The following is a 2,317-nucleotide window of genomic DNA, read 5'->3' as shown; positions in this document are numbered from 1 at the left end:
TGGTCGCCGTGGGAGCCGTGGTGGGGCTGGACCGCGCGATCTGGCGCCGGGCACCGGAGTCGGCCATCGACGCGGAGCCGGAGCCCGTCGCGACCCGCGCCGGCCGCTGACCGCACCCGTCGGCTCCCGGTCCCGGCTCTGGACTTCCCCGCGTCCGTCGACGCCGGCGAGTCCAGGGCCGCGGCCCTGCCCGTCGACCGGATGACCTCGCCGTGGTCGAGCACCCACCCCGCTCCTCCCGGCGTCCGGGTCCTCCGCTCAGCACCCCTCGGCGACAGCCGACGACACGCCACCGGGCCCAGGACGGGACGTCCTGGGGTCACGAGGTCCCGAGGAGCACCCACGGTGCTCGTGCGCGGAGAGGATGTGCCGGAGTGGACCAGCTCACGGTCCCTGAGGACCGGACAAGCACGGATCAGGACCGCCCGGAGCACGGACAGCGGTCGGTCCGGCGGCGATCGCGCCGGCGCCCGTTCCGCTACACACTGCCCGGCCTGGTGGGGGCACTGGTCTTCCTCTGCATGTCGTTGACCCCGTCGCTGCTCCCGCGGACGGGGCTGACCCAGGGTCTGATCAGCGGCATCACCGCCGCCTTCGGCTACGGCGTCGGGGTGGTGGCCGCCGCTGCCTGGCGGGCGATCGTCGACCGGGACGCGCGGCCCGCCCGGCGGCGCTCGTGGCTCGTCCTCGGCGGGGTCACGCTCGTCACCTTCGTCGCCGCCACCGCGTACGGCCGCTACTGGCAGGCCCGCATCCGCGAGCTGATGGACGCGCCCGCCGACAGCGTGCTGTCCGTGGTCGTGGTGCCCATGGTCGCCGGCGGCGTCTTCGTGCTGCTGATCGCGCTGTCCCGCGCGGTGCGGCGCCTCTACCTCTGGATCGCGCTGCTGCTCGACCGGTGGATCGGTGCGCGCGCCGCCCGGGCGGTCGGCTGGACCGTCGTCGTGGCGGGCACGGCGCTGCTGCTCAACGGGGTGGTGGTCGACCAGCTGGTCGCCGCCGCCGACAAGGCCTTCTCCGTCCGCAACGACCGGACCGACGAGGGGGTGGTCGCGCCCACCACGGCCGAGCGGTCGGGCGGACCTGGGTCCCTGATCAGCTGGGAGTCCCTCGGCCGGGAGGGCCGCACGTTCGTGGGGACCGGGCCGGCGGCCGACGAGATCGCGGCGTTCACCGGGGCTCCCGCTCTCCAGCCGGTGCGGGCCTACGCCGGGCTCGACTCCGCTCTTACCGCCGAGCTGCGCGCCCGGCTGGCCGTCGACGACCTCGCCCGCGCCGGCGGACTGGACCGCGGCGTCCTCGCGGTCGTCACCACCACGGGATCGGGGTGGGTCGACCCCGGTGCGGTGGACTCCGTCGAGTACCTGGCCGGTGGGGACAGCGCCGCGGTGGCGATCCAGTACTCCTACCTCCCGTCGTTCGTCTCCTACCTGGTCGACAGCGACCGGGCCCGGGAGGCCGGCCGGGAGCTCTTCGACGCGGTGTACGAGCGCTGGAACAGGCTGCCGCTCGACGACCGCCCCCGCCTCGTCGTGGTGGGCGAGAGCCTGGGGTCCTTCGGTGCGGAGACCGCGTTCAGCGGCGAGCACGACCTGCGCAACCGGACCGGCGGGGCGGTCTTCGCCGGCCCACCGGAGTTCAACACGCTGTACCGGGAGTTCGTCAGCGACCGGGACGAGGGCAGTCCCGAGATCGAGCCGGAGTACCGGGACGGCCGCACGGTCCGCTTCACCGACGATCCCGGTCAGGACGTCGCCCCCACCGCCGAACCGTGGGGCGGCTCCCGCGTGCTCTACCTGCTGCACCCCTCCGATCCCGTCGTGTGGTGGACCCCCGAGCTGATGTACGCGCGCCCGACCTGGCTGGAGGAACACCGGGGCGACGACGTCGTCGAAGCGATGCGGTGGATCCCGTTCGTCACCTTCTGGCAGGTGACGGCCGACCTCCCCTTCGCCACCAACGTGCCCGACGGGCACGGGCACGTGTACGCGTCCCAGTACGTCGACGCGTGGGCCCACGTCCTGCAACCGCCGGACTGGGACGCCGAGCGGGCCGAGCAGCTGCGCGACCTCCTCGAGGCGGGCACGTGAGAGGTACCGGCCGCGGCGATCACGGCGCCGTCGGAACGGCGAGATCGGCGGTCTCGCACGGTTCCGGGCCAAGCACCCAACTCGAGAACCGCTGTGAGAGGTCCGGCCGCGGCGATCATGGGTCCTCAGGCGCGCAGGTAGGCGAGCACGGCCAGCACCCGTCGGTTGACGTCGGCACCGGGGTGCAGGTCCAGCTTCGTGAACACGTTGTGCACGTAGGCCTCGAC

The 2,317-nt window shown here is 73.8% G+C and carries 1 protein-coding gene; it reads left to right on the top strand.

The window, feature by feature from the left end:
* The first annotated feature begins 497 nt into the window (after positions 1-497).
* Entirely contained in the window at positions 498-2,090 is a 1,593-nt protein-coding gene (locus BLW63_RS25905; protein ID WP_211517318.1) for an alpha/beta hydrolase, read from the top strand.
* Positions 2,091-2,317: the final 227 nt, after the last annotated feature.

The sequence above is a fragment of the Geodermatophilus africanus genome, from assembly GCF_900107105.1.
Classification (GTDB): domain Bacteria; phylum Actinomycetota; class Actinomycetes; order Mycobacteriales; family Geodermatophilaceae; genus Geodermatophilus; species Geodermatophilus africanus.
This window is presented reverse-complemented; position numbering and strand designations above follow the sequence as displayed.